This window comes from Streptomyces sp. NPDC047853, from assembly GCF_043204535.1.
In the GTDB taxonomy this organism is placed as follows: domain Bacteria; phylum Actinomycetota; class Actinomycetes; order Streptomycetales; family Streptomycetaceae; genus Streptomyces.
On record NZ_JBIDCI010000021.1, the window covers coordinates 40,292 to 64,618 of the forward strand.

Annotated in this window: 27 protein-coding genes and 1 pseudogene; 11 read left to right on the forward strand and 17 right to left on the reverse strand. The window is 70.4% G+C overall.

From position 1 onward, the window contains the following. Positions 1–10 precede the first annotated feature (10 nt). The 4 genes from ACGF5T_RS30090 to hemL form a co-directional block, all read right to left on the reverse strand. On the reverse strand, positions 11–712 hold the full coding sequence (locus ACGF5T_RS30090) for a TlpA disulfide reductase family protein (protein ID WP_366768923.1): 702 nt from the start codon (positions 710–712) through the stop codon (positions 11–13). Positions 713–778: 66 nt separating this feature from the next. Next, positions 779–2,074, reverse strand: coding sequence for a hypothetical protein (locus ACGF5T_RS30095; RefSeq protein ID WP_366768922.1), 1,296 nt, complete (start codon positions 2,072–2,074; stop codon positions 779–781). A 157-nt stretch (positions 2,075–2,231) separates the two neighbouring features. Next, positions 2,232–2,921 (reverse strand): histidine phosphatase family protein, encoded by a 690-nt coding sequence (locus ACGF5T_RS30100; protein WP_356609353.1) that lies wholly within the window; start codon positions 2,919–2,921, stop codon positions 2,232–2,234. Continuing rightward, positions 2,918–4,234, reverse strand: coding sequence for a glutamate-1-semialdehyde 2,1-aminomutase (hemL, locus tag ACGF5T_RS30105; RefSeq protein ID WP_356609355.1), 1,317 nt, complete (start codon positions 4,232–4,234; stop codon positions 2,918–2,920). Before hemL ends, ACGF5T_RS30100 begins: the two co-directional genes overlap by 4 nt. A 517-nt stretch (positions 4,235–4,751) precedes the next feature. Between hemL and ACGF5T_RS30110 the strand changes: the two genes are divergently transcribed. Then, positions 4,752–5,189 (forward strand): hypothetical protein, encoded by a 438-nt coding sequence (locus ACGF5T_RS30110; protein ID WP_003974483.1) that lies wholly within the window; start codon positions 4,752–4,754, stop codon positions 5,187–5,189. 159 nt (positions 5,190–5,348) lie between these two features. Here the strand turns inward: ACGF5T_RS30110 and ACGF5T_RS30115 are convergent, their stop codons facing one another. The 6 genes from ACGF5T_RS30115 to ACGF5T_RS30140 form a co-directional block, all read right to left on the reverse strand. Further along, entirely contained in the window at positions 5,349–5,831 is a 483-nt protein-coding gene (locus tag ACGF5T_RS30115) for a DUF5994 family protein (RefSeq protein ID WP_356609357.1), read from the reverse strand. 5 nt (positions 5,832–5,836) lie between these two features. Beyond that, entirely contained in the window at positions 5,837–6,049 is a 213-nt protein-coding gene (locus ACGF5T_RS30120) for a hypothetical protein (protein WP_366768934.1), read from the reverse strand. 5 nt (positions 6,050–6,054) lie between these two features. Then, positions 6,055–6,642 (reverse strand): DUF5994 family protein, encoded by a 588-nt coding sequence (locus tag ACGF5T_RS30125; protein ID WP_356609359.1) that lies wholly within the window; start codon positions 6,640–6,642, stop codon positions 6,055–6,057. Between the two features lie 215 nt (positions 6,643–6,857). Next, entirely contained in the window at positions 6,858–7,691 is an 834-nt protein-coding gene (locus ACGF5T_RS30130) for a YhjD/YihY/BrkB family envelope integrity protein (RefSeq protein ID WP_361014044.1), read from the reverse strand. 215 nt (positions 7,692–7,906) lie between these two features. Beyond that, positions 7,907–8,134, reverse strand: coding sequence for a hypothetical protein (locus ACGF5T_RS30135; protein ID WP_356609363.1), 228 nt, complete (start codon positions 8,132–8,134; stop codon positions 7,907–7,909). 37 nt (positions 8,135–8,171) lie between these two features. Beyond that, a complete protein-coding gene (locus tag ACGF5T_RS30140) occupies positions 8,172–8,609 on the reverse strand; it encodes an Asp23/Gls24 family envelope stress response protein (RefSeq protein WP_356609365.1) in 438 nt (145 codons plus the stop codon). A gap of 346 nt (positions 8,610–8,955) precedes the next feature. On the opposite strand from ACGF5T_RS30140, the gene ACGF5T_RS30145 reads away from it, so the two are divergent. The 3 genes from ACGF5T_RS30145 to ACGF5T_RS30155 all read left to right on the forward strand — a co-directional run bounded on the left by ACGF5T_RS30145 (position 8,956) and on the right by ACGF5T_RS30155 (position 12,159). Beyond that, positions 8,956–10,215: an ice-binding family protein gene (locus ACGF5T_RS30145; protein ID WP_366768921.1), complete on the forward strand. Its 1,260-nt coding sequence runs from the start codon at positions 8,956–8,958 to the stop codon at positions 10,213–10,215. A gap of 242 nt (positions 10,216–10,457) precedes the next feature. Next, a complete protein-coding gene (locus tag ACGF5T_RS30150) occupies positions 10,458–11,075 on the forward strand; it encodes a DUF5819 family protein (RefSeq protein ID WP_392889881.1) in 618 nt (205 codons plus the stop codon). Beyond that, complete coding sequence (locus ACGF5T_RS30155; RefSeq protein WP_366768919.1) at positions 11,065–12,159, forward strand: HTTM domain-containing protein; 1,095 nt, start codon at positions 11,065–11,067, stop codon at positions 12,157–12,159. Before ACGF5T_RS30150 ends, ACGF5T_RS30155 begins: the two co-directional genes overlap by 11 nt. A gap of 52 nt (positions 12,160–12,211) precedes the next feature. On the opposite strand, the gene ACGF5T_RS30160 is transcribed toward ACGF5T_RS30155, so the two are convergent. Continuing rightward, on the reverse strand, positions 12,212–12,592 hold the full coding sequence (locus ACGF5T_RS30160) for a DUF393 domain-containing protein (RefSeq protein ID WP_356609371.1): 381 nt from the start codon (positions 12,590–12,592) through the stop codon (positions 12,212–12,214). A gap of 416 nt (positions 12,593–13,008) precedes the next feature. On the opposite strand from ACGF5T_RS30160, the gene ACGF5T_RS30165 reads away from it, so the two are divergent. The 5 genes and pseudogenes from ACGF5T_RS30165 to ACGF5T_RS30185 all read left to right on the forward strand — a co-directional run bounded on the left by ACGF5T_RS30165 (position 13,009) and on the right by ACGF5T_RS30185 (position 17,064). Then, positions 13,009–14,241, forward strand: a complete 1,233-nt coding sequence (locus ACGF5T_RS30165) for a PP2C family protein-serine/threonine phosphatase (RefSeq protein WP_356609473.1) — start codon at positions 13,009–13,011, stop codon at positions 14,239–14,241. 74 nt (positions 14,242–14,315) lie between these two features. Further along, positions 14,316–14,405 (forward strand): annotated as a pseudogene (locus ACGF5T_RS30170) (restriction endonuclease); the annotation flags it as partial. Between the two features lie 307 nt (positions 14,406–14,712). Then, complete coding sequence (locus ACGF5T_RS30175; RefSeq protein ID WP_003974279.1) at positions 14,713–14,916, forward strand: cold-shock protein; 204 nt, start codon at positions 14,713–14,715, stop codon at positions 14,914–14,916. 280 nt (positions 14,917–15,196) lie between these two features. Continuing rightward, positions 15,197–16,708, forward strand: coding sequence for a DEAD/DEAH box helicase (locus ACGF5T_RS30180; RefSeq protein WP_356609373.1), 1,512 nt, complete (start codon positions 15,197–15,199; stop codon positions 16,706–16,708). A gap of 44 nt (positions 16,709–16,752) precedes the next feature. Continuing rightward, on the forward strand, positions 16,753–17,064 hold the full coding sequence (locus ACGF5T_RS30185) for a CBS domain-containing protein (protein WP_361014030.1): 312 nt from the start codon (positions 16,753–16,755) through the stop codon (positions 17,062–17,064). Between the two features lie 390 nt (positions 17,065–17,454). On the opposite strand, the gene ACGF5T_RS30190 is transcribed toward ACGF5T_RS30185, so the two are convergent. From ACGF5T_RS30190 to ACGF5T_RS30210, 5 genes are all read right to left on the reverse strand, one after another. Beyond that, positions 17,455–18,195: a hypothetical protein gene (locus tag ACGF5T_RS30190; protein WP_392889845.1), complete on the reverse strand. Its 741-nt coding sequence runs from the start codon at positions 18,193–18,195 to the stop codon at positions 17,455–17,457. A gap of 323 nt (positions 18,196–18,518) precedes the next feature. Next, positions 18,519–19,337 carry an ABC transporter permease gene (locus ACGF5T_RS30195; protein ID WP_366768918.1) on the reverse strand — a complete coding sequence of 273 codons (819 nt, stop codon included), beginning with the start codon at positions 19,335–19,337 and terminating at the stop codon, positions 18,519–18,521. Then, positions 19,334–20,326, reverse strand: coding sequence for an ATP-binding cassette domain-containing protein (locus ACGF5T_RS30200; protein ID WP_392889849.1), 993 nt, complete (start codon positions 20,324–20,326; stop codon positions 19,334–19,336). The genes ACGF5T_RS30195 and ACGF5T_RS30200 overlap by 4 nt, the downstream gene beginning before the upstream one ends. Before the next feature lie 73 nt (positions 20,327–20,399). Further along, a complete protein-coding gene (locus tag ACGF5T_RS30205) occupies positions 20,400–21,242 on the reverse strand; it encodes a DUF4097 family beta strand repeat-containing protein (protein WP_366769317.1) in 843 nt (280 codons plus the stop codon). A 95-nt stretch (positions 21,243–21,337) separates the two neighbouring features. After that, complete coding sequence (locus ACGF5T_RS30210) at positions 21,338–21,859, reverse strand: hypothetical protein (protein WP_366769315.1); 522 nt, start codon at positions 21,857–21,859, stop codon at positions 21,338–21,340. 441 nt (positions 21,860–22,300) lie between these two features. On the opposite strand from ACGF5T_RS30210, the gene ACGF5T_RS30215 reads away from it, so the two are divergent. Continuing rightward, complete coding sequence (locus ACGF5T_RS30215) at positions 22,301–22,738, forward strand: hypothetical protein (RefSeq protein WP_366769314.1); 438 nt, start codon at positions 22,301–22,303, stop codon at positions 22,736–22,738. A gap of 18 nt (positions 22,739–22,756) precedes the next feature. Here the strand turns inward: ACGF5T_RS30215 and ACGF5T_RS30220 are convergent, their stop codons facing one another. After that, positions 22,757–23,590, reverse strand: a complete 834-nt coding sequence (locus tag ACGF5T_RS30220) for a TrmH family RNA methyltransferase (RefSeq protein ID WP_356609388.1) — start codon at positions 23,588–23,590, stop codon at positions 22,757–22,759. Positions 23,591–23,777: 187 nt separating this feature from the next. On the opposite strand from ACGF5T_RS30220, the gene ACGF5T_RS30225 reads away from it, so the two are divergent. Continuing rightward, a complete protein-coding gene (locus ACGF5T_RS30225) occupies positions 23,778–24,257 on the forward strand; it encodes a DUF4396 domain-containing protein (protein WP_356609390.1) in 480 nt (159 codons plus the stop codon). The last annotated feature ends 70 nt before the right edge of the window (positions 24,258–24,327 follow it).

Below are 24,327 nucleotides of genomic sequence, written 5' to 3' on the forward strand. Positions count from 1 at the left end.
CGAGGTCACGTCACGTCTCCGACTTGCCCGACTCGTCCGACTCGTCCGACTCGTCCGTGAGGTACGGGGCGAGCATCTTGCGGAGCTTCTCCTCACTGAGCGCCTGGAGGGTGCGCGCGGCGACCTTGCCCTCCCGGTCGATGACGAGCGTGGAGGGGATGGCCTGGGGGTTCAGGGTGCCCTTCTCGAAGCGGAGCATCAGCTTGCCGGTGGGGTCGTACAGGCTCGGGTAGCTGACCCCGAACTCCTTCTCGAAGGCGCGGGCCGGGCCGGTGGAGGTGTCGCGGGTGTTGATGCCGACGAACTGGACGCCCTGGTCCTTCACGTCCTGGTAGACCTTCTCGAAGTTCTTGGCCTCGGCCCGGCAGGGCGGGCACCAGGAGCCCCAGACGTTGAGGACGACGACCTTGCCCTTGTAGTCGCCGACGTCGAGCCGGCCTCCGTCGACCGTCTCGCCGGACAGGTCGGGGGCGTCGGCCCGCTCGCCCTTGTCGGCGGTGGAGATGCCGTCCGCGCCCGTGACGAAGCCGGTGTCACCGCCGCCGCCCGAGGTGCCGCCCGAGCCGCAGGCGGTGGCCAGCAGCGCGACCGCCGCGGCGCCGGCGGTCAGGACGACACGGCGGCGGGCCCGGGCGGTGGTGCTGGCGCGGTGCGAGCGGTTCGACCGGTTCGAGCGGTTCGAGCGCAGGGGGGCGCGGCTGGCGGCACTCATGTGAAAAGTTTCGCATGTCCGTTCCGGGGATCTTGCGCACCCCCCTCAGGGGCGGAAACCCGCATTTCAGGCGGCGTTTCCCGAGGGCGTGGGGGCCTCCTTGAGGAAGGTGCTCCAGCCGCCGGCCGGCCGCTGCCCCACCTCGACGGTGCGGAGCTTGGCCAGCACCTCGGGGCGCTGCACGTCCAGCCAGTCGGTGAACTGGCGGAAGGAGACCAGCCGGATGTCCTGGCCGTCCCCCTTCTCCTTCTCCCGTGCGATGTGCTCGATGACGTTCTCGACGGCGTCCATGTAGATGCCGCCGTTCCACTCCTCGAAGTGGTTGCCGACGAAGAAGGGCGCCCGATTCGTCTCGTATGCCCGCTTGAAGCCGGATACGTAGGCCTCGGTGGCCTGTTCACGCCAGCCCGGGTAGTTGTGGGCGGGCGCCTTGGTCGAGTTCAGCGACTGGTTGGCGAGGATGTTGTAGTCCATCGAGAGGACCTCGAAGGAGTGGCCGGGGAAAGGTATCTGCTGCAACGGCAGGTCCCAGATCCCGTCCTTCTTCGCCGGCCACACCTGACGGCCGCCGGGCGAGGAGGCGTCGTAGCGCCAGCCCAGCTCCCGGGCGGTGGGCAGCAGGCTGTCCTGGCCGAGCAGACAGGGCGTGCGGCCGCCGACGAGTTCCTTGTCGTAGTCGAAGGGCAGCGACGGCAGGTCGGTCCAGCCGGTGTTGGTCCGCCACTCCTTCACGAAGGACTTCGCCTGGTCGATCTCGCTGCGCCACTGCGCGGGCGTCCAGTTGCCGACCGTGCCGGTGCCGCCGCAGAAGTGGCCGTTGAAGTGGGTGCCGATCTCGTGGCCGTCGAGCCAGGCCCGGTGGACGTTCTTCAGCGTGTCCTTGATGTGGGCGTCGGTGAGGTAGCCGATGTCGGAGGCGCCGCGCGGGTTGTTCGGCGGGTCGTAGAGGCGCTTCTTCGACTCGGGCAGCAGGTACAGGCCCGAGAGGAAGAAGGTCATGTGCGCGCCGTGCTCCTTCGCGAGGTCGAGGAAGCGCGGGAAGAGCCCGTTGCCGACCTCGCCCGCGCCGTCCCAGGAGAAGACGACGAACTGCGGCGGGGTCTCGCCCGGCTCCAGCGGCACGGGCGCGTCCGGCTGGTGCGGCTGCCTGCCGGTGTACGACGTGGAGCCGTCGCCGATGGGCTTCGCGGGGGCCTCGCCGCTCCCGGAGGGCGACGGCTTCCCGGAACCGCCGGCCTGGTGCGTCCCGCCCGACGCCGTGTGGGAGCCGGAGCCGCAGCCCGCGAGCCCGGCGGCGGCCGCGGCCCCCGCGCCGAGTCCGAGCATCCCCCTGCGGGTGAGAGTGCGGGTGGAAGTGCGCATCGCAACCTCGTTCGTCACGTCCTCTGGTGGTCATCCAGTCAGAGGACGTGACGAACGTGCGGGTTCCGGAAATATGTGCGGGTTACGTAACGAGCGTCACATACCGCCGGTCGCGGGGCCGGTCACGGCGGTCGGTCGCGAGCGCGGACCGCGGCGGTCAGGCCCCGTACGCCTTGCCCTGCCCCTTGACCGGCCTGGCCCCCGCGAGGAGGTGGGCCGGGACGAGGTCGCGGGCGGGCTCGGTGTAGCCGACGGACACGATCCGGTCGCCCCGGTACGTGAACGTGGTCAGCGACGCCAGCGTGCACTGCCGCTTGCGCGGGTCGTGCCAGAGCCGGCGGCGCTCGACGTAGGACCGCAGGGTCCAGATCGGCAGCTGGTGACTGACGATCACGGCCTCGTGCCCGCGCGCCCGCTCCCTGGCCGCCTCCAGCGCGCTCATCATCCGCACGACCTGGTCCACGTACGGCTCGCCCCAGGACGGCTTGAACGGATTGACCACGTGCTTCCAGTTGGCGGGCCGGCGCAGCGCGCCGTCGCCGATGCCGAAGGTCTTGCCCTGGAAGACGTTCTCGGCCTCCAGGAGCCGCGCGTCGGTGGCGAGGTCGAGTCCGTGCGTCTTGGCGATCGGCGTCGCCGTCTCCTGCGCCCGCTCCAGCGGGGAGGCGACGACGTACGTCACGTCCCGGGGCGCGAGGTGCTCGGCGACCCGGTCGGCCATGCGCCGGCCCAGGTCGGAGAGGTGGTAGCCGGGCAGGCGGCCGTAGAGGACGCCGGTCGGGTTCTCCACCTCGCCGTGCCGCATGACGTGGACGACGGTCAGCTCCTGGTCGCGGTCCTCGCTCATGCGCTCGCCTCCGCGGCCGCGCGGGCCGCCGCCGGGAGGGCGTCGGCGATGCGCTGGAGGGCCCGCTCGTCGTGGGCGGTGGACACGAACCAGGACTCGAAGGAGGACGGCGGCAGGTAGACGCCGTTCGCGAGCAGCGAGTGGAAGAAGGCGGTGAAGCGGAAGGACTCCTGCGCCTTGGCCTCGTCGTAGTTGGTGACCGGCCCGTCGGTGAAGAAGACGGAGAACATGTTGGAGGCGTTCTGCAGGGTGTGCGCGACGCCTTCCTTGGTGAGCGCCTCGGTGACCAGCGACCGGATCCGCGCCGAGACCGCGTCGACCTTGTCGTACGCGGCGTCGTCGAGGAGCCGCAGCTGGGCGAGGCCGGCGGCGGTGGCGACCGGGTTCCCGGAGAGGGTGCCGGCCTGGTAGACGGGGCCGGCCGGGGCGAGGTGCGCCATGACGTCCGCGCGTCCGCCGAAGGCCGCGGCCGGGAAGCCGCCGCCCATGACCTTGCCGAAGGTCATGAGGTCGGGGACCACGCCCTCCACGCCGAACCAGCCTGCCCTGCTGGTGCGGAAGCCGGTCATGACCTCGTCGGAGACGAACAGCGCGCCGTTCGCGGCGCACGCGTCCTTGAGCCCCTGGTTGAACCCGGGCAGCGGCGGCACGACGCCCATGTTGCCGGGCGAGGCCTCGGTGATCACGCAGGCGATCTCGCCGGGGTGGGCGGCGAAGGCCGCGTGCACCGCCTCGAGGTCGTTGTACGGCAGCACGATCGTGTCGCTCGCCTGGGCGCCGGTGACGCCGGGGGTGTCGGGCAGCGCGAAGGTGGCCAGGCCCGAGCCGGCGGCGGCCAGCAGCGAGTCGACGTGGCCGTGGTAGCACCCGGCGAACTTGACCACCTTGGTCCGCTGCGTGAACCCGCGGGCCAGCCGGATCGCCGACATCGTGGCCTCGGTGCCGCTGGAGACCAGCCGCACCTCCTCCAGCGGGGCGACCCGCTCGACCATCGCCTCCGCGAGGGCGACCTCACCCTCGGCGGGCGTCCCGAACGACGTCCCGCGCGCCACCGCCTCCTGCACCGCGGCGACCACCTCGGGGTGCGCGTGCCCGAGGATCATCGGCCCCCAGGAACAGACCAGATCGACGTACTCCCGCCCGTCGGCGTCGGTGAGGTAGGGCCCGGTGCCGGACACCATGAACCGGGGCGTGCCGCCGACGGCGCGGAACGCGCGCACCGGGGAGTTCACACCGCCGGGCGTGACGGCCGCCGCGCGGTCGAACAGAGCCTGCGAGGCCGGTGCTTCGTATGGGTATGCCAGTTCGCTCATGACCTGCGACTTCTCCGACCTTCTCGACCTTCTCCGACGTATCGGACGCTGCCCGGGCCCGGCTGGGGCCCCGCACGCCCCCTGGTTGCCCAGGGTGACCTCATCAGGGTAGACAACCGCCCCGATCGCCGTACCGTCTGCCAGACTGGAGCCCATCCACGCAGCTCACGCGGGCGGCGTGGAGGGGGGCCGCCGACGTCCCGCGGACATATGACGGACATATGTTTCACCGCACGTTTCGGCGAGCGGCCGTGGGGGAGGTCACTGACACGATGATCGGGTTGCGCGGCGGGGGCCACGCGTCCTAGAAAAGCAGTCGGGTGGAGATATGCATCGCGGTGGCGGACTGGGCGAGGGGACCGACGACCTGGGTCCTCGACGTGCCCGGCGGGGGAGGCACCGGCGCGAGGCGCAGGAAGCGACCGACGCACGTCAGGCACACGGCATCCCGGGCGAGCCCGACCGGCTCGACCGGCGGGCCGACCGGCTGGGGGCGGGGAGCAGGAATGGTGGTCGGGTGGGGGTGACCTACAAGTACTTCGGCGCGCCCGACGGCGCGACCGCGGCACGCGTCCCGATCTCGATGCGCCCCGAGGAACTCGGCGGCGACGAGCTCGGGATGAACGGCATGTTCACCAAGATCAAGCCGGAGACCATGGCCGCGATGGTCCTCACCGGCATCGAGGGCGTCCCCCTGCACAAGGTGCCCCCGCTGGAGCTGGTCGTCCTGCACCCCGACTACGCGGTCGTGAAGCTCCCGATGACCGTCGTCGACCCCCTGCGCGGCATCGGCGAGGAGGCCGTCGGCGCGGCGGCCTTCATCTGGTCGACGGTCCCGGACCGGGGCGGCCCACGGGACGCGTTCAACGTGTACCAGCTGCTGCACGAGTGGCAGGACTTCTCGCACCGGCTGCATGAGGCGGGGCACCAGCCGTACTGCCTGGTGTGGCCCTGAGCTGGGGTTTCGTAGGGCCGGGCGGGGTCTTCGGGCCTCGCCCTTCTGCGTGCCGGGGAGGGGCCGTCAGGCGGTCAGGGCACATGGAGGGCACGTCGGCTTTGCCGGGGTGCCGAGGTGCCCAGGGTGGTGCGGGTCCTGCTGGATCATCGGCCGGCCTCATTCCGGCGACGTCGGCGCGCTTCGGGTGGCGATGAGTATCTGTTCCGCCCGGGTGGTGTTGTCGCTCCGGACGGCCTGAGCCATCGCGGCGCGAGCGGCCTCGGGAGCCGTCTCCGGCGGAACCACCAGCAGCGAGAAGACGTCCCGGTCGCCTCGGGTGACGAGAACGGTGTCATCGCCCACCGCGAAGGAGTCGATGTGCACCACCCGGCCGTCCACGACGATCCGCGTCGTGAGCCCGTCCCAGGCAGCGGCGTCCAGTCCGACGCGCGTGATCGGGCCGACATGGCCGGTGAGGGCGTCCACCAGTGCGGGCAGCTCGGCACGGACGTCGCGCGACCGCGGCCACCACGCACCGTCGAGCACACCATCTCGCGACTCCGTGGTCCGCAGCCGGAGCAGCGCGTATCCGGGAAGTACGTCCCCGTGCACGCCACCCGGCAGGTGCCGGGCAGCCGAAGGGGGGTCGGAGCCGGTCATGAGGATCACCTGTTTCCCGACGTACCGATCCCGCTCGCTCCGTCCCGACCGCGTGCCTTCCGCGGAGCGGGTGATCCCGGTCCCGGAACAGCCGGGCCGGGGTGGCCGTAGTGGAAGGCGGCGATGCGTTCATCGTGCTGGGCGTTGAGCAGGTGGATGACGAGCACGCCCAGGGCGATCGCCGCCAGGAGCACGATTACAGTGACGAGGATTTCCATGGTGGTCACATCCCCTTCGCCTGGTTCGGTACGCCGATGGTGACTCCGGGGATCCGTGGACGCGGGGCAGGATCGGCCAGGTGCCCACCTTCGGAGTTCCAGACCGCTTCCGAGGCACGGTCGTCCTTCGCGGCAGTCCGCAGGTTTTCCGCCTCCGCCACGAGCCGGCTCGCGGTCGACGTGCCCAGCGGGTCGCTCCCGGCCGCCATCAGCCACGCGGCCGAAGCAGCCGGCGTCGACGGCGGAATCACCAACAGGTTCCAGCGGCCTACGCGGTACGAAAGCAGCAGCAGCTCGTGCGGGTCCTGCTCGGCCAGGAACCAGCCGACCTTCACCACACGCCCGGCCACGATCACCTTGCGCGGAATGACGGGCCAGTGAACCGGATTCACGGTGACCCGGGTGATCCGTCCCCAAAGCGGATCGAGCAAGGCCAGCAACGCGGGGAGTTCCGCCGCGAGATCAGGGGAGCGGGGCCACCAGGCACCGTCCAGCAAAGCGGGTGCGGAACCTGCGGGAGCCAGTGACAGACGCGGAGACGAGGTGGTGAACCGGTCTTCGGATGTCGGCGGGAGGGAAACGGTCGCAGTCATGGTGCGAACCTCTGCCCCGGGCCGATTACCACCGGCCCGTGTCATCTATCGCCGAAAACGACACGAGCGTGGAAGCCGGTGTACGGAATGCCCTCGGTAACTTCAGCGTACTCCTGGAACCATCCGCACGGACCGTGGAACCCACCTGGGTTCTCCTCCGGACTCTGGCTCAACAGGCGGCCCAGGCAAACTGACCGGGTGGTGCGGGGCCGTTCTCATCTGCGCCGTTTCCGTGGGGGCCTCAGGCGTAGGAGTTCCTCATGCAGCAATCGGCCGACCAGCGCGCCGCCGAAGAGGACGACACCCACGCCGACCAGCCAGGATTGAATGACCAGGACGGTGCCGACGAGACCGTAGGTGACGGCGTTGGACGCGATCAACGGCGAGAACACGACGCTGGAGAAGACCCTCAGGCCGAGCAGACCGATCACGGTGGCCACCGCGCCCGGGAGCAGGGCACGCCAGCGGATCCGGCCGCCGAGCAGCAGATGCTGGGACCACCAGAGGAACAGAACAGCGCTCAGCGATGCAACGACCCCTCCTGCCAGCGGTTTCGGCCGCAGCGTGGTGGTGGCGGAGAGGAAGAGGTATCCGGTGAGAACGCCGATCCAGACCAGATGCCGCCACCTGGCCCACCAGCGGGCCGGTGGCAGGTCCCAGACCTTCTCGTAGCCGGTCTGCACCGCCGCGCCGAAGGAGAGGCCGAACACGGCAAGGGCGGCGATACCGAACACGGTCGTGCTCCGCAGCGCCTGCCCGGGTCGGGTGAACAACTTCTCGACCTGCCGTCTGGAGGCAGGCGAGACGCCAAGCCCCTCCCCCAGCCACTGTGCGAACCCCCGTCCGCGCTCGGGATCGGCAGAGGAGACGATGATCAGCAGAGGCACCAGCGTGAGCAACCCGAGCGCCGCAAAGCTCAGCGAACGCGACCCCAGCTCGATGCCCCTGCTCCGTCGCCATCCACGCCCGACCGGTGAACGACTGACGGCGAGGCGGAGCCGCCCGAACCATGGTGGACGGTCCGCGGCAGTAGAAGGCTTCATCGGCATGTCTGTCGACTACCACGGTCCATACCGTCACCACGTGAGGGCACGACGGGACGCTTCACCCGACCAACGACGCGCCCCAGCCGTCCCTACCGGGCCCACCACCAGCCACCAGCCGGCCTTCGCGCCTCTCGACGACGCGCCCTCAGGCAGCATCACGGTGGCTTCGCACCGCGCTCCTCACGGAGAGCACCCGTGCGCCTCCCGGGCGCCACCGGTCACTGTCGCCAGTCTCCCCGGACCCGTCGCCGGTCCCCGCGTATCCGTTCGCCCCGATCCCGGCGGCGGACGAGGTCGCCCGGCTCGAGGTCGCCCTCCATCAACCGCCCGACCGCGAGACCGACGGCGCCCAGCCCCAGGACCAGCAGGAACGCCCAGGCGTCCCCGAAATAGGCGGCGAAACCCAGGGCCATTCCCGTGATCAGGCCCACCACGGCTCTGCTCATCACGTGCTCCTTGGCCTACTCCGGCCTTCCACCTCGACTACCGGACGCGCTGTCCCTCCTCCTCTTCCTCCTCTTCCTCCTCATCGGGCAGTTTCACGTCGCTCACCGTGATGTTGACTTCGACGACTTCCCGACCCGCCATCCGCTCCACCGCCGAGACCACGTTCTCGCGCACCTCACCGGCCACGTCCTTGATGGGGACGCCGTAGTCGACAACGATCTCCAGATCAACGGCCGCCTGCGTCTCTCCGACCTCGACACCGACTCCGCGGGTGGCGGACCGGCCGCTCCCGGCACCAGGCATCCGTTCCCGCATGGATCCCATCGCGCGGGCGGATCCGCTCCCCAGGGCATGGACGCCGCGCACGTCCCTCGCCGCCATTCCGGCGATCTTCGCCACCACTACATCCGCGATGGTCGTCCGGCCGCGGGACCCGGGCGCTCCACCACGCTTGACGCCGGTGTTCTCAGTCATCGGGACAGTCCTCCCTCACGAGGCCCACACGGCACTCTCGTCCAAATGTACGCCTTTCATACTTTTTGCTCCACCAGGCGATCGGGCCTCCCCCCGCCCCTCGGCACGGACCGCGTCGCGCTGCGAAATATCAAATCCCGCCCTTCCGTCACCCAACCCCGCCGACGTAAATATTAATTGCGGAATAGTTGCGTGCATTGGGGTTCTGAATTTTCGACCGGGCGCGACCCGCCCGCAATCAATCCCACTCGGGCACATCTCTGCGTAATATGCCACCAATTCTCAAGCTTCCCGGCAGGAAAAGGCCCGGTAGCTCACGGCCCCTCCACAGGAAATGGCCTCTCAAATGAAGCTGAAGATCCCGCAGGCGGCCAGACGCCGCTCTCTGACCGGATGGCTGACCACAGGACTCGCGGCGACGGTTGCCGCCGTGATGGTCGCCGTCGTGCCGACGCCTGCCGAGGCGATCGCCACGCCCGTACCCCTCGGCACGGCTGCCAGTTTCTCGGTTCTGGCAGGTTCCGAGGTCACCAACACCGGGCCGTCACTCCTCAGTCAGGATCTCGGAGTGAGTCCGGGGACGGCCATCTCCGGGTTCCCGCCGGGCCAGGTCCTCGGTGCCGTGCACGCGGCGGACCAGGTAGCCAACAACGCCAAGAGCGACCTCGTCACGGCGTACAACAACGCCGCGAGCCAGGCCACCGACTTCGCCCTCGCGGCGGGAATCGGTGCCGGTCAGACCCTGCTCCCCGGCGTCTACACCGCTTCGTCCGGTGTGGGCCTCACCGGTGACCTGATCCTGGACGCCGGCGGGAACCCGAACGCCGTCTGGGTCTTCCAGATCCCCGAGGCGCTGACGACGGCCTCCTCCAGCCGGGTGCTGCTCACGAACGGCGCCTCGGCGTGCAACGTGTACTGGCAGATCGGAAGTTCGGCCACGCTCGGCACCAACTCGACGTTCGTCGGCACCCTTATGGCACTGACCTCGATCAGCGTGAACACGGGGACGAACATCGAGGGCCGGGCGCTGGCCCGCAACGGCGCCGTGACGCTCGACAACAACAGGATCTTCCCGGGCAGCTGCTCGACCACGACGTCCGGCACCACGTCCGGGACCACCACCGGCACCACGACCGGGACCACCACCGGGACCACGACCGGGACCACGACCGGGACCACGGTCGGCACCACGACCGGTACGACCACCGGCACCACCGTGGGCCTGATCGGTGGCGGCCTCCTGGGCGGGCCGCTCGTCACCGGCGGGGGCACCGTGGGGTCCACCTCCGGCAACACTTCCGGCAACACGGCGGGCAACACCACCGGGAACACCGGTGGGAACAACGTCACCGCCGGAAACACCTCGGGCAACACCGGCGGCCACCACGGCAAGCCCGGTGGGCCCAACCACGGGGACGACCATGACGGTAAGCCCGGTGGTGGCCACGGAGAGGGTCATGACGAGGGCGGCAAGCCCGGCAAGGGGAACGGAGGAATGCCCAGCAAGCCGGACCACGGCTACGGCATGGGACCTGACGAGTTCCCCGGCAGCTACGGCTACGGCGACGCTCCGAAGACCGAGGAACACGAGGACTCCAAGGGCTAGACAGCCCATCGAGCTGCGATGAGTCCCTCCACCGGATGACGGCGCGCTGCGGAATCACATCGATTCCGCAGCGCGCCTCCGGTGCGTCTCCAGATGCATACCGATTGCGGGCAGAAGACATGAAGGCAAGGTGGGCGGTGGCCAGCCGAATCGAAGCAGCGGACGTGCGTGACCTCGGGCAGTGCGACTCCGGTCCGCCGCGGGAACGCCACGCCGAACCGGGCGCTTCCGGATCACTGCCGGTGGGGGTACGGCTACTGAAAACGGTCCTGCACACGACCGTGTTCCTCTGCCTGGCCGTGACTGCGGTCCACGTCGCCCTCGTCTTCTTCCACGTCGCACCGCCCAACCCCGTCTCCCGGCGGTACAACCAGCAGATCGACGCATGGGTCTATCCCCTCTTCGAACAGAACTGGCGGCTTTTCGCGCCCAATCCCGATTCCGTCAACCGACAGGTCCTGGCGAGAACCGCGCACGCCGACCCCGGTGGATCGATGCAGGTCAGTCCTTGGTTCGACCTGTCGGCCGTGGACAGTGAGGCCATCGAACACCAGGCGTTTCCCAGCCACACGGCACAGAATCTGCTGCGCCGCGCCTGGACCGCTTACGCCGAATCACACGGGAAGGACGACACCGCTCGCTCGGAGCGGGCCGCGATGCTCCAGAAATACATGAACAACATCGCCTCGGACCGCATCGCCGAGCACCGCGGCGACGACGGCCGCCACATCGACTTCATCCAGCTCCGGGTCATCACGCTCCCCGTCGCGGCACCCGGCTCCAACGCGGCGGACAGTCCACCGAAGCCTGTCGAGAACCGACTCCTGCCCTGGTGGAAGGTGACCTCTCATGGGAAGTGAACGGCTGCGCAAGCTCCCCGCTGCGGCACTCACGCTCGTCACCGGCCGACCGGTATCCCTGTACGCCACGTCGGTGCTGCGCATCGGCTACGGACTGCTCTACCTGGTCTTCCTGCTCCGCGAGTTCCCGCACCGCCACGAGATCTGGGGTCCGGGCTCCCCGTGGACACCCGCGCTGGCCGCGCAGCTCTTCGACCAGACCGGGTGGTACAGCTTCCTGCTCCTGTCGGACGACCGGGCCTACTTCGAGCTGTGCTACGGGGTGGCTCTCGTGACGTCCGCGCTGTTCATGCTCGGCTGGCGGACCCGGGCCACGTCCATCGTGTTCGCCGTCGTGGTGACGTCGTTCCACTCACGGTCGATCTTCATGACGGACGGAGGCGACAACCTGGTCCTCCTGATGTCCCTGTACCTCGTGCTCACCGCGTGCGGCCGACGCTGGTCCCTGGACGCACGCCGCGAGCGACGCAAGGCGGCTCGCGCGGCCGGTGCGACACCCCGTGCGAAGAGTCCCGGCCCGACCGCTCGGCAACTCCGTGACGCCCGCGTCACCTTGACCACCGTGGTGCACAACTGCGGCGTCTTCGTCATCGCGGCCCAGGTCTGCTTCCTGTACGGATCAGCCGGCCTGTACAAGGTCCAGGGATCGTACTGGGCCGACGGCACGGCACTCCACTACGTACTGCACCTCGAACTCTTCCAGCCCTGGCCCGCGCTCTCCCTCTTCCTGGACCAGTACCCACTCGCGATCGCGGCCATCAGCTACCTGACCGTGCTCACCCAGGTCGCTTTCCCGTTCGTACTGTTCGGCAGGCTCAAGTACCCGGTCCTCGCGGTCCTGCTGGGCATGCACGCCGGCATCGCGGTCCTGCTGGGGCTGCCGGTCTTCTCGGGCGCCATGATCATCGCGGACGCCGTGTTCCTGCCCGACCGCTTCTACACCTCACTGCCCCGCCTGGGGCGCCGTACGGCACGGCGGTTCGGCGTACGGCTGCCGCGGCCCCGCGGTGAGACCGGAGTGGCCGGGGGTGGCGCCGTGCCTCCGCAGGTCAAGTCCGGGAGCCCCGGCTTGCACCTGCGGTGAAGGTCGGCGGCAGGGCGGAAGGGATGACACCGACGGTCCGCCGGGGCCACCGTCAGCGACGGCCTGCGGGCAGGGCGCAGGTCGCGGTTCCGCCCGGCAGACGGTCGCGGTTGTTCGCGACGATCCGGTAGACGCCGTGCGCGACCCAGCGGAACGGCGGCAGGGTGAGCAGCGCGCCGAGAACGGCCCACCCCTTGCCTGCGCGCAGCAACAGCCTGGCCACCGCCTGCGCACCGCCGTACACGGCCCCGTCGGGCGTGATCCACAGGGCCTCGTACTCGGCCTGACTCTGAGTGGCGCCCAGAGCGGCCAGGTCAGCGAACTGCCACGGTGTGATGGAGCAGTCGGGTCGTAGCCGGCGTTCGAGGAAGGTGACTGACGTCGTACAGAATCGGCAGTCACCGTCGTAAACCAGTACAGGTCGGGTCCGCATGGCAGCAATCCTGCCTCACCAGGGCAGTCGGCCAGGGCAGGCCGCCCCATGGCGCTTCCGACGGTTCATCGTCACGAGCCGACGCGGCCAGGGTTTCGGGCCTCAGGCTCGCGATGCAACGGGTGGGGTGTGAGACGGCCACGGCCAGATCCCGCCGCCCGACCCGCTCGCAGCCGGCAGCTCCGGGGTACGCAACGGCGCCTTCGCCCGACCCCGTCTGTTCGAGTTGCCTTGACGCGTCCGATGTGGCGGTCGTGGTGGAATGTGACTGCCCGCATCGGCCTGGCACCGGCATTTTCGGCACACTGGACGAGGCCCGGAGCATCGAGCAGCAGGGAGTGGGCGTGAGCGGAGACGTGCCGGGCAGGGACAGCGAGCCGATGACCTCTTCTGTGAGCAGTGTCCAGGGCGGGGCCCTGACCCTGGCAGGGGTGCTGGCGGCGGCGGAGACCGCTGCACCGGTGGAGTCCCTCGACGTGGTCGCACGGATGCTCAGGGAGCATCTCGGGGCCGTGTCGGTGTCGTTCCTGATCACCGACTTCACCGGCGGTTCGGTCGTACGGCTGGGGGCCGCAGGAAGCGTCGATACCGGCGAGCCCGCCCGCCGCATCACGATGCGGGGCACCCTGTACGACGACGTGATCCGCACCCAGCAGCCGCGCGTGGAGGAAACGGGCGAAGACAGGCGGGTACGCGTGGTCGCCCCGGTGACCAACCGAGGGGATGCCATAGGGCTTCTCGAACTGTTCCTGCCCGCGGCACCGGACGCCCAGGTGATGCAGGAGATCGGCGAGAGCGCGCATGCCCTGGCGTACATCGTCATCGCGAACCGGTCCTTCACCGACGTCTATCAGTGGGGCCGCCGCACCAAGCCGTTGAGCCTGGCGGCGGAGATCCAGCACCGGCTGCTGCCGGCGTCACTGGCGTGCGAGGCGGCACAGTTCGCGGTCGCCGGGGCCCTGGAACCCGCCGACCACGTCGGGGGCGACACCTTCGACTACACGATCGACCGGGACGCGGTGCAGCTCTCCGTCACCGACGCCATGGGCCACGACGTCGACGCCGCGCTCCTGGCCACCCTCGCCGTGGGTGCCCTGCGCCGGGCCCGACGGGCGGGCGCCGACCTCGCCGAGCAGGCCCGCCAGGCCGATCAGGCCATGCGCGAGCACAGCCCGGGCTACGTCACCGGACAAATTCTGCGGATCAGCCTGGCCGACGGCGGTACCGAGTTCATCAACGCCGGGCACCCCTGGCCGCTGGTGATGCGGGACGGGCAGGTGCGGCAGATCACTCCGCAGGTCGACATGCCGTTCGGTTTGCACGTACCGCACACCTACCGTGTCCAGCGGCTGGATCTACGGCCCGGTGACCGGCTGGTGATGCTGACGGACGGCATGCTGGAACGCAACGCCGGCAGCGTCGCCCTGCCGGACCTGATCGTCCGTACCCGCGCACTGCATCCCCGCGAAGCCGCCCGCGCCCTCATAACTGCCGTCGTCGATGCCAATCAGGGACATCTGGAGGACGACGCGACCATCATGTGCCTGGACTGGCACGGCATCGAGAGGGTAGGGCGGGACGCCGACACGGGTGCCGACCTCGCCGACGCCTCTGCCCCGTCGCGGACAGGACGGGCCGCTCCCAGCTGACGAGCCGTCTGGTCGCTTCGCTCGGAGCCCATGCGCTCCGACCAAAACCGCGTCCGTCTCGTCCCCGCGTCGACCACCGCGTCCTGGTCTCACAACGCTTCGTCGGCCACAGCCCCGCCGCCCGCGAGCAGGTCATAGCGCTCGCGGGCCGACCACTCGTCGGCTGAAACGCTTCGTTCCGGCTGGAGCAATACCTGTAGTCGCGGGTCGAGATTCAAATGGAACGCGCAGACAGATTCTCTACCGCAGTAAGCGGAGCGGATTTCTTCAGCACCCACAGACCGCCGCACCGTGCTACTGTCGATCTCAGTTGCAGTTGTGGTTCCCAGACTTCAAGCGCCCTCCGTCCGGCCCCCGTGCCGACGGAAGCGCTTTTGTATATCCGGTCTTTTCCGGATGGGGTGATCATCGCGGCGACGCGGTGCCCGCACAGTGCGGGTACCGACGCACTGCCCCGAAGGAGAAAAAGACATGGCTACTGGCACCGTGAAGTGGTTCAACGCGGAAAAGGGCTTCGGCTTCATCGAGCAGGACGGTGGCGGCGCCGACGTGTTCGCCCACTACTCGAACATCGCCGCCCAGGGCTTCCGTGAGCTGCTCGAAGGCCAGAAGGTGAACTTCGACATCGCGCAGGGCCAGAAGGGCCCGACGGCCGAGAACATCGTTCTCGCCTGACTCTGACGCGCACTTAGCAGCTGGGGCCCGCATCCTTCGGGGTGCGGGCCCCAGCTGCTCGCATTTTTCCGCAGTTTTCCTGTGGACGACGGCCAGGACATCCGTACGCTCACCGCGCCCGGATCGGCCGCACGGCGCATCACTTGTTTCAGGGGTCCGCGCCCGCCCCCTTTTCGCCGGCCAGTTCCGTGGCCGCGCCCACCGGCCTTTCTTGCAATTCTCCGTGCCGCTCTTCGCTGCGGGAATTCCTTGATATGTGCCGAGTCGAGGAAGGTTCCGCATGAACCGCACACGCACGAACGAACGATTCACCCGCACCCGCAACGGCGGTGCCGACTCCCAGAGGGGCGGCAGCCGCTTCGGTTCGTCGGCCCCGCGCCGCTCCGGCGGGCCGAACCGCTCCGGCGGGCCGAGCCGCTCCGGCGGTCACGGCCGCCGACCCGCCCCGGTTCAGGGCGAGTTCGCCCTCCCCGAGACGATCACTCCCGCGCTTCCCGCCGCGGAGGCCTTCGCCGCTCTCGACATGCCCCACGAGCTGCTGGCGGCGCTCGGCTCGCAGGGCGTGACGGTGCCGTTCCCGATCCAGGCCGCCACGCTGCCGAACTCCCTCGCGGGCCGCGACGTCCTCGGGCGGGGGCGCACCGGTTCCGGCAAGACCCTGGCCTTCGGGCTGGCCCTGCTCGCCCGGACGGCCGGACGACGCGCCGAGGCCCGGCAGCCGCTGGGGCTGGTGCTCGTACCGACCCGTGAGCTGGCGCAGCAGGTCACCGACGCGCTCACGCCGTACGCCCGGTCGGTGAAGCTGCGTCTGGCCACCGTGGTGGGAGGGATGCCGATCGGCAGGCAGGCGAGCGCGTTGCGCGGCGGGGCCGAGATCGTCGTCGCCACGCCGGGACGCCTCAAGGACCTCATCGGACGCGGCGACTGCCGGCTGGACCAGGTCGCCGTCACCGTCCTCGACGAGGCCGACCAGATGGCCGACATGGGCTTCATGCCGCAGGTCACCGCCCTGCTGGACCAGGTCCGGCCCGACGGGCAGCGCATGCTGTTCTCCGCCACGCTCGACCGCAACGTCGACCTGCTCGTGCGCCGCTACCTGAGCGACCCCGTCGTCCACTCCGTCGACCCGTCGGCCGGCGCGGTCACGACCATGGAGCACCACGTGCTCCACGTCCACGGCGCCGACAAGCACGCGGCCACCACCGAGATCGCCGCACGCGACGGCCGGGTACTCATGTTCCTGGACACCAAGCACGCCGTCGACCGCCTCACCGAACACCTCCTGAACAGCGGGGTACGGGCCGCCGCCCTGCACGGGGGCAAGTCGCAGCCGCAGCGCACCCGCACGCTGACGCAGTTCAAGGACGGACACGTGAGCGTGCTGGTGGCGACCAACGTCGCGGCGCGCGGCATCCACGTCGACAGCCTCGACCTCGTCGTCAACGTCGACCCTCCGACCGACCACAAGGACTACCTCCACCGCGGCGGCCGCACGGCCCGCGCCGGTGAGTCCGGCAGCGTCGTCACCCTGGTCACCCCCAACCAGCGCCGCGGCATGACCCGGCTCATGGCCACCGCCGGCATCGTCCCGCAGACCACCCAGGTCCGTTCGGGCACGGAGGACCTGCACCGCATCACCGGCGCCCAGGCACCTTCCGGCATCCCGGTCGTCATCACCGCGCCCGTGGTCGAACGCCCCAAGCGGCGCGGCTCCACCTCACGCGGCCGGCGCCGCCCCGCTGCGGCCCGCCGCACGGCCGCGGGGCGGTCCGCCCTCGGTGGCGCGGCATGACCCCCGTGATCAGGAAGCCGGCCCACCCCCGCAGGAGGCACCCCTTGACGCTGGTCCAGCCGCAGTTCCGCACGGTTCGCCCCCACCCCGCGCACGGCTGCGCGGCCGGCCCCGCGGACGCGGGCGAGCCCCAGGTGTGGGAGGACATGACCGTGGAAGTGGCGCTGTCCGTGATGGCCGCCGCGCGTACGGGTCACCTGGTCGTACGCGACGAGGACGGCCTGTGCACCGGGCTGGTCCACGGCGTCCGTCTCACGGCCGTGCGGGACAGCTCGGGATACACGGACCGCATCCGCCTGCGGGACGTCGCCGACCTCATCGGTCCCTTCGCCCCGCAGGCCGCCACGGCGGCCTGAGCCGAGCAGCACGCGAAAGGGCCCTACCGGCACGCCGGTAGGGCCCTTTCGCGTGCCGGGAAGCGCGCCGCGAAGCCCGGCAAGCCTTGGCGGTCGCCGCAGGGATACCTCATCACCAAGCCCATGAAACCTGTACTCGCTGGAGTAGACATTCGGTCATCATGTGGTTATGGTTTCTTTCGTAGTCGAGATCGAGCGAGGCCCGGCAGACACGAACTGCCGGGCAGCAGTACCCGCATGACGGTCCGGTGGTGGAGTTTCGAAGCCAGGGTTGTCGCAGGACGGCGACGGGACTGACGACCGGACCGGGTGGCCCGCAGTGATGAGGGGCCGCCGAGCAGTACGGCAGTACCGCAGTTCGAGCGGGACACCGTCCCGCGGACAGTTGGTTCAGAGGGAAGAACGGAGGAGTCGAGCGCCATCAGGATCGCCCGGGCGGATGGCACGAGGCCCGGGTACCGCAGGACATCGATAGGCAGGTGGTCTCCGGTCACGCATCCGCGATCCCCGCACCTCCGCGGCAGTACAGCGCGGCAGTGCGGAAACAGAATGCCGGCGCAGCACTAGGGCCGGCAGATGGTGTTGCAGTTCCTTCGGGGCCTTGGTGTCGCACGACACCAAGGCCCCTCGACGTGCTCCGCCGGAGTGGCCGGAGACAGCGCGGTCCAGTGCCCCGGGCACACGGCACGCACCGCCCCCGGCCTTCGACCGGCCGCGCGCGAAGACCACCAGGCGCAGCACCGCGAAACGACCCACGCCGGCGAGGGCCGAGGCGGAGAGGTAGACGGCCTGCTCCAGCACCGGACCGGACGTCGCCACCACACAGTGCAGGCCGAACATGGCGAGGCAGGTGACCGCGTACGCCGCCGCCGCCGAGCCGGCCGACTGTGCGTGCTCGCGCCAGGTCGCGCCGCGGCCCGCGCCGAAGGTGAAGCGGGCGTGCAACTCGGTGGCGAGGAGCGTAGAAACCACGGTGATCAGCGCGTTGGCCAGGGCCCACGGCAGCCAGGAGGCGAGGGCCGCCACGGCGAAGCTGGAGGCGAGCCCGATCCCGCCGCCGCAGAGCACGAAGCGCGCGAAGGCGGTGCAGGTGCCGGGTGCCGTCTTCCGCGGGTGGTGCGCTGTGTCCATGATCCGCCCCCTGTTCACCTGATCCGGCCCCCTCCGCGGACGCCTCCCGGGCCTCGTGGCCGGGGACCCTCGTTCGCGCTGACACCATGATGGCACACACATGGCACCATGACGACCCTTTTTGGCGCCATGCGTCGCCATGAGGTGCCACGAGTGGCGCCCTTCGCTGGTCGATGACGACTCGTCCCAGGTCAGCGCCATGGCACCGATACGCGTACGAGGCACCAGACACGCGTGCGGGGCGACGTACGCCGACGCGGTGTCGGTGTACGCCGCCCCGGTGGGACGGGTGCCGGGCGGGGGAGGCCGGCCGGCGGTGCGGGTCAGCTCGGGTCGCGGTCGAAGGACGCCTTCGCCCAGAGGTAGCCGAGGACGGTGAGGAGCAGGCACCAGCCGGCCGCGAGCCAGCCGTTGTGCCCGATCTCGGTGCCGAGCAGCAGTCCGCGCAGGGTCTCGATGGCCGGGGTGAAGGGCTGGTACGCGGCGATCGGCTGGAACCAGCCCGGCATCGCGTCCACCGGGACGAAGGCGCTGGAGATGAACGGCAGGAAGATCAGCGGCATGGCGTTGTTGCTGGCGGCCTCGGCGTTCGGGCTGACCAGGCCCATGCCGACCGCGACCCAGGTGAGCGCCAGGGTGACGAAGGCCAGCAGCCCGAGCGCCACGAGCCACTCGAGGACGGTGGCGTCCGTCGAGCGGAAGCCGATGGCCACGGCGACGGCGCCGACGACGACCACGCTCGCCATCGCCTGAAGAACGCTGCCGACCACGTGCCCGACGAGCACCGACCCGCGATGGATGGCCATCGTGCGGAAGCGGGCGATGATGCCCTCGCTCATGTCCATGGCGACGGAGACCGCGGTGCCGATGGTGGTGGAGCCGATGGTCATCAGCAGCAGCCCCGGCACCAGGTAGGCGACGTACTCGGACCGGTCGGCGCCGCCGTCGCCGATCCCCGCGCTCATCACGTCGCCGAAGATGTAGACGAAGAGCAGCAGGAGTACGACCGGCGTGAGCAGCAGGTTCAGCGTCAGGGACGGATAGCGCCGGGCGTGCAGGAGGTTGCGGCGCAGCATCGTGCCGGAGTCGCGCGCGGCGAGGGAGAGCCGGGTCGGGCGGGCGACGGCCGGGGCGGCGTTCATCGGACGGTCTCCTTGGGCTGGTCGGTGGGGCCGGTCAGGGCGAAGAACACGTCGTCGAGGTCGGGGGTGTGCACGGTCAGCTCGTCGGCCTCGACGCCGGCCGCGTCGAGCCGGTCGAGGAGGGAGCGCAGCGCGCGCTGGCTGCCGTCGGACGGGATCTGCAGGGTGAGCGCCTCGTCGTCGCGGGTGACCTCGCCGAGGGCGAGGGCGGCGGACCGGTGGGCGGCGGGGTCGGTGAAGCGCAGGCGCACGTGACCGCCGGGGATCTGCCGCTTCAGTTCCTCGGCGCTGCCTTCTGCGGCGATCCCGCCGTCGTGGAGCACGGCGATGCGGTCGGCGAGTTCGTCGGCCTCCTCCAGGTACTGGGTGGTGAGGAAGACCGTCACCCCGCCCGTGACCAGCTCGCGGATGATGCCCCACATGGTGTGGCGGCTGCGCGGGTCCAGGCCGGTGGTCGGCTCGTCGAGGAAGATGATCCGCGGGCCCCCGACCAGGGTCATCGCGATGTCCAGGCGGCGCTTCATGCCGCCGGAGTAGGTGGAGGCCGGCTTCTTCGCCGCCTCCGTCAGGTCGAACCGCTCCAGCAGCTCGGCGGCGACCCGGCGCCCCTCCGCCCTGGACAGGTGGTGCAGGTCGGCCATGAGGAGCATGTTCTCCTCACCGGTGATCAGGCCGTCCACCGCGGAGAACTGCCCGGTGACCCCGATCGCGGCACGGACGGCCTGGGGGTCGGCGGCGATGTCGTGGCCCGCGACCTGGGCCTGCCCGCCGTCGGCCGTGACGAGGGTGGAGAGGATCTTCACGGCGGTTGTCTTGCCGGCGCCGTTCGGGCCGAGCAGCGCGAAGACGGTTCCGGCGGGGATGTGCAGGTCGATGCCGTCGAGGACGGTCTTGTCGCCGTACGACTTGCGCAGACCGACGGCGGAGACAGCGGCCGGTGACGGGTGGCGACCGTCCCGCCTGGGCGTGGGCATGACAGATGAAGGCATGGAGCCCTCCCCTTCGAGGAGTGGGGCGAGTGGATGACGGGACGACTGGGGGTGAGCGGGAGGGGCGGGTCCGTCAGACCTTGGCGCGGTGGACGTCGACGTTGCCGTACCGCGTGCGGGCGCGGATCTTGACGGTGTCCTCGGTCTGCCCGGGGTTGTCGGACGCGGTGAGCGTGTTGCGCACCCGCCCGGCGTCCGAGTGCGCGTCGAGCCAGGCGGCCGTGCCCTCGCGGATGCCGATCTCGATGGCACCGTAGGAGGTCTCCAGCCGCACCTCGCCGCGCACCACCTCACCCACCCGCAGCGTGCCGTGGGCCGTGGTGGCGGTGAGCGAGCCCTCGGCGCGGGTGATGTCGATGTCGCCGTTGGCGTGGCTGACCCGCAGGTCGCCGAGGGCGGCGCCGACGGTCGTGGAGCCGTGCGAGTTCTTCAGGACCGCGGCGCCCTCCACGAGGCCGACGCGCACGCTGCCGGAGCTGGTGGTGATCTCGGCCGTACCCTCCACCCGGTCCACGGTGACCGAGCCGTGGGAGGCGGCGAGCCGGAGCGGGCCGGTCGTGTCCAGGCGGACGTCACCGCCCGAGGTCTTCACCCGGACCTCGCCGAGCGGGCCCTCACCGAGCACCTGGGTCCAGGAGCCGGTCGTGTCGATGTGCGAACCCGCGGGCAGCTCGACCGTCACGTCGACGACGCCGGTCGGCCCGATGATGCGGCGGTCCTTCGTGCTGATGGTGAGGACGTCGTTCGCGAAGGAGATCTGGGTCTGCTCGGCGGCCCGTACGTCCTTGTCCCGTCCGGGGTCGCCGGGCCGCACCTCGACGACGGTGTCGAGCCGGTCGCCCGCGGTGAACCGGATGGAGCCGGCGCCCACGTGGGCGTTGACCGCGATCGGTCCGGAGGTGTCGAAAGAAGGCATGGCTGTACCGTCCTCATGAGTCATGGGGGCGTCCCCGCTGGTGGGACGTGATGGATTGCGGTGCTTCTTCTTCGAGGTGCGGGCGGTGGCGCTCCCTAGCGCACCCAGCCCTGGAAGCTCTGCCCGACGGTGCGGGCCTTCTCCGTCGGGCGGGGCCCGGCGCCTCCCTCGACCGCAGCCGACACGGCGCGGACCAGCCAGGCGTTGACCGACAGCCCTTCGCGGTTCGCGGCCTCCTCGGCGCGCGTCTTGAGGTGGGCCGGCAGGCGCAGGTTCACCCGGGCGGTGCCGCCCTCGTCGCCGTCGGCGGGAAGTGCCGGGACCCTCAGCGGTTCCGCGGGCACGGTGGGCTCCGCGGAGGCGCCGTCGTCGGTGGGCGGCGGTGTCACCACGAAGTCGGGGTCCAGCCCGCGCAGCCGTACGTCGACCGAGCCGGGGGCGAGTTCGCGGGTGATCTCGTCCATCGCGGCGGAGAGCACGTGCAGCATGGTCAGCCGGGTCGCCGATTCCAGCGGCGCGGTGAGCCTCTCGGCCAGCTCACGAGCGTCCTTGCCGCCGGCTTCGGCGGCCACCGCCAGTTCGCGGCGGAGGGTGTCGACATACGGTGTGAGGTCCATGACGCCATCATGGCACCACAGTGATGCCATGCGCAAGCTCTGCTGGCGCCCGCTCGCGATTCTCTCGCTGACACCGCTCCCACCTGCGGAAACACGGAGGAAAAAGTGCGAAGGGAGAAGGGATCGGCAGGCCTATGGCTCTCTGCGGGCCCGGATGGGCGCCACTTGGCGCCATGTGGCGCCAGGGGGGGTGGCAGGTGGCGCCAGGAGGGGGGGACAGGTGGCGCCAGAGGGGGGGATAGGTGGCGCCAGGGGGGTGACAGGTGGCGTCGGGTGAGGGGCGGGGGACCTCGCGCGCCGGAGGGGCAGACCCGTACGGCCCCGGTGCGGTCGCCGCACGGCCACGCGAGGGTGACGCTGTCACCGTGGCGGACGCGCCCGCCTCCCGCCCGCACCGTGAGGCGCGGTGACCATCGCTCGGAGACGAAGAGTGGAGAGGTCATGGTGGACATGCCCCATGGAGCACGGCACGAGACCGGCCCGACCGACCGCGGCGCCGGGCGATCCGACGACGGGCGGTCCGCCGGGCCGATGCGGTACTTCGGCGTGCCGCTGCTCGTCAGCGGAGTGCTGAGCGTCCTTCAGGGCATCACCGGCATCGCCGAGGACCGCCTCTACGGGGTGCCGCGGCACTACGAGTACCGGTTCGACCTCACCAGCTGGGGCTGGATCCACCTGGTCGTGGGCGTCGGGCTGATCGTCGTGGGGGTGGCGATGCTGCGGTCCATGAGCTGGGGGCGCGCGGCCGGGCTGGCCACCGCAGCGGTCAGCCTCGTGACCCAGTTCATGTTCATCCCCTACTACCCCCTCTGGTCGATCAGTGTGATGGCCCTCGACCTGATCATCCTGTGGGGCCTGGCACGGCTCGCGGTCGTCTGACGCCGGCGCCCCGAGACGTCAGGCGCGCCTCGCGGCGACGAGGCGCTGCCGGTGCGCCTCGTAGAGCACGGCGGTCGCGGCGTTGGCGGCGTTCAGGGAACTCGCGGAACCGGTCATCGGGATGCTGACGGTGTGGTCGCACAGGTCCCGCCAGGCGCTGCTCAATCCGGACGTCTCGTTGCCGACCAGCAGCAGCACCGGCTGGGTGAAGTCGAAGTCGAAGACCTCGCACTCGCCCTTCTCGTCCGTGCCGACCAGCACGATCGGCCGCCCCTCGGCGCGCCGCGCGGCGACCCAGTCCACGACGGTGCCGGGCGACCCCACCCGCACGGCCGGCAGGGCGAACAGGGAGCCGGTGCTGGCCCGCACCGACTTGGGGTCGTAGACGTCCGCGGCGTGCCCGGACACGACGAGCCCGCTCGCCCCGAAGGCGTCCGCGGACCGGATGATGCTGCCGATGTTCCCGGGACTCGTCGGCCGGTCGAACAGGACGCCCAGGAAATCGGTGTCGACGGGGAGCCGGTCCAGGTCGTCGGCCGGCATCTCGACGACCGCGACGAGCTCCGGCGCGCTCTCGTTCTTCTCCCCCAGCTCCGCCAGCAGCTCGGGCGCCATCGCCACCTGCTCGGCGTCGACCTCGCGCAGCAGCTCCCGCGCCCACGGGGACAGCTCCCGCCGGTCGTCGTGGATCAGCGCCTTGACGGGCCAGCCGTACCGCACCGCCAGCGAGATCGGACGCACCCCCTGGACCAGGAACTCCTTCGCGCGCGTGCGCTTGTTCCGGTTGCCCAGCAGCGCCTCCCACTGCTGGAAACGGGCGTTGCGTGCGGTGATCCGCCGGCGTGTCGGCACCGGTCCTCCAAGTAGGGCGTCGTCGATCCGTATCCAGCGAGCCTACGGCCATCGACCGAACCTTCCGGAATACCCCTGGGGGGTATGGTGTTCCCGATCGCGTGGCTCGCCGGGCTCCGCATGGACCCATGGACACATGGACGGCGAACCGCATGCGACGTCGACCGGGAACGAGAAGGGGAGCGACATGGACCACGACGAGCGCCACGCACGGCACCCGCACGACGCGCACGGGGCGACCTGGGCCACGGCGGTCAAGGCGACGCTGCACTGCCTCACCGGGTGCGCCGTCGGGGAGATCCTCGGCATGGTCATCGGTACCGCCCTGATGTGGGGCAACGTGCCGACGATGGTCCTCGCGATCACCCTGGCCTTCCTCTTCGGCTACTCCTTCACGCTCGTCGCGGTGGTGCGGGCCGGAGTCTCCCTGAAGGCCGCCGTCAAGGTGGCGCTGGCCGCCGACACCGTCTCCATCGCGGTGATGGAACTGGTCGACAACGCCATCATCGCGCTGACGCCGGGGGCGATGGACGCGCACCTGTCGGACGGGCTGTTCTGGTCGGCGCTGCTCGGCGGGTTCGCCGTGGCGTTCGTGATCACCACGCCGGTCAACAAGTGGATGATCGGCCGGGGCAAGGGCCACGCCGTGGTTCACGCCCACCACTGACCGGGGCGACCACCCCGGCGGCCCCCGCCGGCGCACCGAGCCTCAGAACGCCGGGGCGGTGCACCCGCCC